The organism is Rhodococcus sp. BS-15 (genome assembly GCF_000813105.1).
GTDB lineage: Bacteria > Actinomycetota > Actinomycetes > Mycobacteriales > Mycobacteriaceae > Rhodococcoides.
In genome coordinates this window covers 1-4,740 of record NZ_BAOX01000344.1, presented here as the reverse complement: position 1 = coordinate 4,740, position 4,740 = coordinate 1, and the positions used below count along the sequence as shown (strand labels likewise).

The window sequence follows — 4,740 nt, the reverse complement described above, 5'->3', positions numbered from 1 at the left end:
GTCGCGGGTTCGAGTCCCGTCGCTCACCCCATCGAAAAGAAGCCCTGACCTGCAATGACGCGGGTCAGGGCTTCTGTCGTTTCTGCTCCATGCAACAGACGGTGCAATAGCGTCAGCTCAAAAGGGCGGCGAACCTCTCGGCTGCGCTCTTCTGTTGGCCGGGGATCACATGGCTGTAGATGTCCATGGTGACTGAGATGGACGCGTGACCGAGCCGCTCCTGAACCACCTTGATCGACTCCCCCGCTGCGATCAGGAGGGTGGCGTGGGTGTGCCGCAGGCCGTGCAGCCGGAGGGTAGGCAGCACGTCCTCCCCGAGGTGCGCCCGTGCCCGTCGTACCCGCATGGTCCACCCGGTGGATGCCCCGCGTACGTTCCGTGGCTCCCCTGCGTCGTTACCGAAGACAAGTGAGTCACCCCGCGCTAATGCCAGTGCCATGCCGCCCCGTGCCGCCCTGTGTGCTTTCAGGCTGTCGATGGTGGCTGTGTCGATGTCGATGCGCCGGGTGCGGCCGGTCTTGGTGCCCTTCACGGTCCCCTTGCCGGTGATCGACGAGTCGAGGGCGCGCCGTACGGTGACGGCCCCATCGGTGAGATTGACGTCGGTCCATCGGAGGGCGAGAGCTTCAGAGCGCCGGATGCCGGTCGAGGCCATGGTGTGCCAGAGGGCGTGGAGTTCGTCGTTGTAGACGTCCCTGTCCCATGCGAGGAACGCGGAGAGTTGCGCTGCGGTCCATGCCTCGTATTCCTCGGCGGCTTCTTTCGCCTGCTTCATGGTGGGTGGCTTGGCGGCTTTGGTGCGCGCTCGGTTTACGAGTACGTGTCGGTCGGCGACGGCAGCGTCGAGTATCTGGGTGAGGGTGACGTGGATCTTTCGGATGCTGTTGGTGCCAAGTCCTTTGTCTTCGAGGTCTCGGTAGAGCTTGGCGATGCGGGTGGCGGTGATCGCTCTGATTGCAACGTCGCCGAGGGTTGGGGCGATGTGGAGGGTGATGTGGCGCTGGTACTGCTCCCGGGTGGTGTTGGCGACCCTGTGGCTGTCGAGCCATTGCTGCGCGTAGGGGCCGAGGGTGATCTTGGTGTTGTCGACGCGTAGGCCCGCGGCTGCTTCGTTCTTCGCTGTGGTGAGTGCGTCGTCTGCTTCGGCTGCTGTTTTGTAGCCGGCTTTTCCGGTTTGGCGGTCGCCTTCGTCGGGGTTTTCGGGGTCGAGTGGTACCCAGAGTTGGTAGCGCCAGCGTGTTCCGGCTTTGGTGGTGTAGCTGGTGATGGAGCCTTTGCCGGCCCGCCGACTGCGCCTAGCCATTGCGGGACTGCCTGCTCTTCATCTCAGCTTCGAGAACGTCGCGCTGGTGCCGGATCTGCTGGGCTGACTCCTTGACCTGCGTGGCGCTTCGCTCTTGCCCGATGAGTGCCTCTTGTAGCGCGGTGATGGCGTTGTTCAGATCGCGAATCATCCAATTCATGGACTCGACATCCAGAGGATCTGAATGTTGTTCGCGCACAATGCCATCGAGCAATCCCGCTGGGCTGATGCCGAGCACTTCTGACAGCAGTATCAGTTCGCGAACCTTCAACGACCGCTGACCGGACTCGAGCCGGAGGACGGTTTGCTGCAACCAGTTCGTTTCGCTCGCCTCCGCGAGCCTCTCCGCTAGTGCGGTCTGAGACCAGCCTCGCGCGATCCGCGCCCTCTGAACAGCTTGCCCGATTGCCTTATCCGTGTCCTCCAGTGCGCCCATGCACGCAATGTATCAGAAAATGTATAGGCATCTCGAAGGTATTTATTGCATCCTTGGCGTGTTTCGTGTAACTATTAATGCGTTCCAACCGACGCATTTTATGACACCTGGAGGACAGATGAGCACGACAGAGGCTCATAGCAGGACCACCCTGGACGATCTCCGCCGATCGAACGAAGTGGTAATCACCAAGAAGCTGGCAGCGGAGGTCTTGGGTATCGACGTTCGGACCCTGACCGGTGGTATTCAGCGGGGCCAGATCCCTTCCGTCAACGTGGGCCGGCGCGTGCTCATCCCACGTCTGCCGTTCCTGACCCTTTTCGGCGCGGACCAACCCGTCAGCGCCGCGTCTTGATGTCGGCGTCCCTTCTCAATGAAAAAACCTCGACAGGTGTCCTACCACCTGCCGAGGCAATCGACCGCACCCTCTTGAAAGGAACTGATCTGATGAGGAACTGTACTCCGAACCTCCGACAGGTTCGACATTTGACTGCTTTGCCGTCCGAGTTCGACGCATCTCTGTTGCCGACGGCGCGTGCTCGTTACGGCCGTCGTCTCCGTGTGGTGGCCCCGTCGTTCGGTGCCCGCGACGCGCTGGAACTGGCGATGCGTGCAGGCCGCATCGGTGACGTCGACTTCATCGAGCATTCGGCGATGGCCCGCGCGACGTTCGGCGGTGACATCGCATGAGCACTCCCACTTTCGAGCCACGCCCGGAGTTGCTCCCGAACCAGGAGATCTGCGACTTTCTCCAGCTCGATTCGGTTGCGATGGATTCGGAGTCGGACCGTCTGGATGTGTTGGTGCATCGCGCGGTCGATGCTGAGGGGTCGAGTCACGCGATACAGGTGGGCGACAAGGACCACGGTTGGACGTTGTCGCCGGATGGCGCACTGAATCTGATTGTCACTCTGGCGCAGGCGTATACGGCGGTGCAGCTCGATCGGTCGGAGGATGGTGACGCGCATACGGAGGCGTACGGGTCTGCGGGGTCGGTCTGGGATTTGAGCGGGTTCGAGTCGGTGGTGGGTTCGCAGCGGTTCCCGTTCGAGGGTGAGCCGACGGAACACAACGTCGTTCTCCGTGGGTATGACGCAACGTTCTCGACCGATTCCATCCCGGAGTTGGTGCGGCTGTTGCTCGTTGCGACTGCTGATGCGTGCACCGGTTCGACCGAGGAGCGTGCAGCGTGAGGGGCACGAAGATGTTGCCTGGCAACGTCACTGCGGCGTTCGAGGGTGTCATCACTCTCGACGGCCTCGTCGGACGTGATGTCCTGCGGGTCGGTCTGGTGGACTTCGATCGGATCGAGCTGGTGTTCCTGACCGATGAGGGCCGCTCGATGTACCCGATCGCGTGGGACGACGCCGAGCACCTGGCCGCGTTGCTGCTGGACTTCGCCAGATAGCCAGGGCGAAGCACGGTCTCATCGGAATCGAGGCCGCGTGATGGCAACGACCAGCACACTCGTGATCTCCGACGAGACGGTCCGTGTCAGGTTGGACGGCCTACAGAAACACGTCCACCTGTCCTGGGGGGACACCTCGATCAAGCTTTCGCTCGAAGAGGCCGTCGACGTTATCGACGGAATTACGTCGGCGTTCGTGCGGATCGAGGAACTTCGGCAGGAAGTTCAAGGAGGAAATCGACAGACGATTTCCTCTAATCAAGTACAAGACTTGAACACCAAAGTCGATTTCGTTTCTTCCGTGCTGGAAGAAACGAAGTGGTTGAAGAACGCTGACGGAACGCGCTGCTCTGCCACGGACCCCATCGACGACCCTGATTGCCCCGTGCATTCCGCCGCCGATCATCGCGTGGCCCGCGCCCAGTACCTCTGCACCTTGTTCAAGGAGAGTGATTGATTGTGACGGTTACGGATCTGGCCTCACACGCGGATACACGCATCCGAGCGTCGGTCACGCCTCTTCGCATCGTGGTCACTGCTGAGTCCTGCTTTGTCGGTGCGCTGCTCTGGCAGCGCGCCGGCACGGCGCTGGTCTGGCTCGACTTCATCGAGGGTCGGGACTTCGCGGACCCGAAGGCGTCGGCGGTGGTCCAGTGCGTGCGGGAGTTGGCGGGCGATGGTGTCGACCCGGACCCCGGTGCGGTTGTCGCGCTGATCCGTTCGGGCGGTTCGGTTGGCACTGGTGACCGGCTCGCGGCGCTGAGCAAGTTCGTCATGGACTGCTACACCGGCGTTCCGCTCCCAAGCAATGGCCGCGTCTACCTCGTTTCGGTGCTCGAAGAATCGTTGCGCCGCACCACTTCCCGAGTCGGTGACTGCCTCAAGCAGGCCGCTGACGAACTCGACCGGGCCGAGCTTATGCCCGTCGTCACAGATCAATTCCGAGCTATCGCAGCGGTCCGAGATCGGTTGGACGCTGCGTCCGAGAAAGTGAGCCACGTATGAGTAGTCAGAACGATTTGATGCCGGAGGTGAGGGCACTGTTCAAGCTGATCGAGGCCGGTGACCGTCACCTGGCGGCGCAACTGCTGGACAGCCTCGACGCCGACGATATGCACGCGCTCGTATTCAAACTCGTTGGTGCTGTGAATGGTTCGATCGAGGGTTGCTTCAAGTTGTTCGGGGCGGTCGGCCCACTGTTGGCTCAGGCGGGCTTTCCCGGTGCCCTGGACGGCTATGCCGACGCGGTAAAGCGGCAGTTCGATGAGGCGTTGGGGACCACGTTCAGCACCAAGTTGGGGGAACATCATGGCGCTTGATCTCGGTGAACTGTCGGTCCGCCTGTCGGCTGAGGACCAACTGACGAACGCTCTTGATGGTGCGCAGCAGTCGGCTCGTCGTACGGAGCAGGTCACGTCGCAGGCAGCGACGGGCATCACGTCGGCTACGGCTCGGATGGCTCAGGGCTACCAGCAGTTGCAGCGCGAAGCTACGACGTATGCGACGGCTTCGGAGCGCGCGAACTCGCGCGCTGAGGCCGGGGTGGACCAGGCCCGCCGCGCGCAGGAACGCCTCGACGAAGCGCAGCGTGAC

Annotated in this window: 10 protein-coding genes; 8 read left to right on the top strand and 2 right to left on the bottom strand. The window is 62.2% G+C overall.

Features of this window, described 5'->3' with window-relative positions; translation table 11 throughout:
* Positions 1–112: 112 nt before the first annotated feature.
* Positions 113–1,303 (bottom strand): site-specific integrase, encoded by a 1,191-nt coding sequence (locus RHBS_RS24515; protein WP_128646690.1) that lies wholly within the window; start codon positions 1,301–1,303, stop codon positions 113–115.
* Positions 1,296–1,739 (bottom strand): helix-turn-helix domain-containing protein, encoded by a 444-nt coding sequence (locus tag RHBS_RS24510; RefSeq protein WP_128646688.1) that lies wholly within the window; start codon positions 1,737–1,739, stop codon positions 1,296–1,298. Before RHBS_RS24510 ends, RHBS_RS24515 begins: the two co-directional genes overlap by 8 nt.
* Positions 1,740–1,857: 118 nt before the next feature.
* Here RHBS_RS24510 and RHBS_RS24505 point away from each other — a divergent pair, with 118 nt between their 5' ends.
* The 8 genes from RHBS_RS24505 to RHBS_RS24470 form a co-directional block, all read left to right on the top strand.
* On the top strand, positions 1,858–2,094 hold the full coding sequence (locus RHBS_RS24505; RefSeq protein ID WP_128646686.1) for a helix-turn-helix domain-containing protein: 237 nt from the start codon (positions 1,858–1,860) through the stop codon (positions 2,092–2,094).
* Between the two features lie 92 nt (positions 2,095–2,186).
* Complete coding sequence (locus tag RHBS_RS24500) at positions 2,187–2,429, top strand: hypothetical protein (protein WP_236745409.1); 243 nt, start codon at positions 2,187–2,189, stop codon at positions 2,427–2,429.
* Positions 2,426–2,932, top strand: a complete 507-nt coding sequence (locus RHBS_RS24495) for a hypothetical protein (protein WP_128646682.1) — start codon at positions 2,426–2,428, stop codon at positions 2,930–2,932. The genes RHBS_RS24500 and RHBS_RS24495 overlap by 4 nt, the downstream gene beginning before the upstream one ends.
* Positions 2,929–3,147: a hypothetical protein gene (locus RHBS_RS24490; protein ID WP_128646680.1), complete on the top strand. Its 219-nt coding sequence runs from the start codon at positions 2,929–2,931 to the stop codon at positions 3,145–3,147. Before RHBS_RS24495 ends, RHBS_RS24490 begins: the two co-directional genes overlap by 4 nt.
* Positions 3,148–3,187: 40 nt before the next feature.
* The gene (locus RHBS_RS24485; protein WP_128646678.1) at positions 3,188–3,604 is read left to right on the top strand and encodes a hypothetical protein; all 417 of its coding nucleotides are present in this window, start codon (positions 3,188–3,190) and stop codon (positions 3,602–3,604) included.
* 71 nt (positions 3,605–3,675) lie between these two features.
* Positions 3,676–4,152, top strand: coding sequence for a hypothetical protein (locus RHBS_RS24480; protein WP_145977592.1), 477 nt, complete (start codon positions 3,676–3,678; stop codon positions 4,150–4,152).
* Positions 4,149–4,466 carry a hypothetical protein gene (locus RHBS_RS24475; RefSeq protein WP_128646675.1) on the top strand — a complete coding sequence of 106 codons (318 nt, stop codon included), beginning with the start codon at positions 4,149–4,151 and terminating at the stop codon, positions 4,464–4,466. The genes RHBS_RS24480 and RHBS_RS24475 overlap by 4 nt, the downstream gene beginning before the upstream one ends.
* Positions 4,456–4,740: hypothetical protein (locus tag RHBS_RS24470; protein WP_145977591.1), on the top strand; the 285-nt coding region annotated here is incomplete at its 3' end. The genes RHBS_RS24475 and RHBS_RS24470, both read left to right, overlap by 11 nt.

Excerpts from the sequence above, each read along its gene's own strand:
- RHBS_RS24515 (WP_128646690.1), bottom strand. The coding sequence starts at position 1,303 with ATGGCTAGGCGCAGTCGGCGGGCCGGCAAAGGCTCCATCACCAGCTAC.
- RHBS_RS24510 (WP_128646688.1), bottom strand. The coding sequence starts at position 1,739 with ATGGGCGCACTGGAGGACACGGATAAGGCAATCGGGCAAGCTGTTCAG.
- RHBS_RS24505 (WP_128646686.1), top strand. The coding sequence starts at position 1,858 with ATGAGCACGACAGAGGCTCATAGCAGGACCACCCTGGACGATCTCCGC.
- RHBS_RS24500 (WP_236745409.1), top strand. The coding sequence starts at position 2,187 with ATGAGGAACTGTACTCCGAACCTCCGACAGGTTCGACATTTGACTGCT.
- RHBS_RS24495 (WP_128646682.1), top strand. The coding sequence starts at position 2,426 with ATGAGCACTCCCACTTTCGAGCCACGCCCGGAGTTGCTCCCGAACCAG.
- RHBS_RS24485 (WP_128646678.1), top strand. The coding sequence starts at position 3,188 with ATGGCAACGACCAGCACACTCGTGATCTCCGACGAGACGGTCCGTGTC.
- RHBS_RS24475 (WP_128646675.1), top strand. The coding sequence starts at position 4,149 with ATGAGTAGTCAGAACGATTTGATGCCGGAGGTGAGGGCACTGTTCAAG.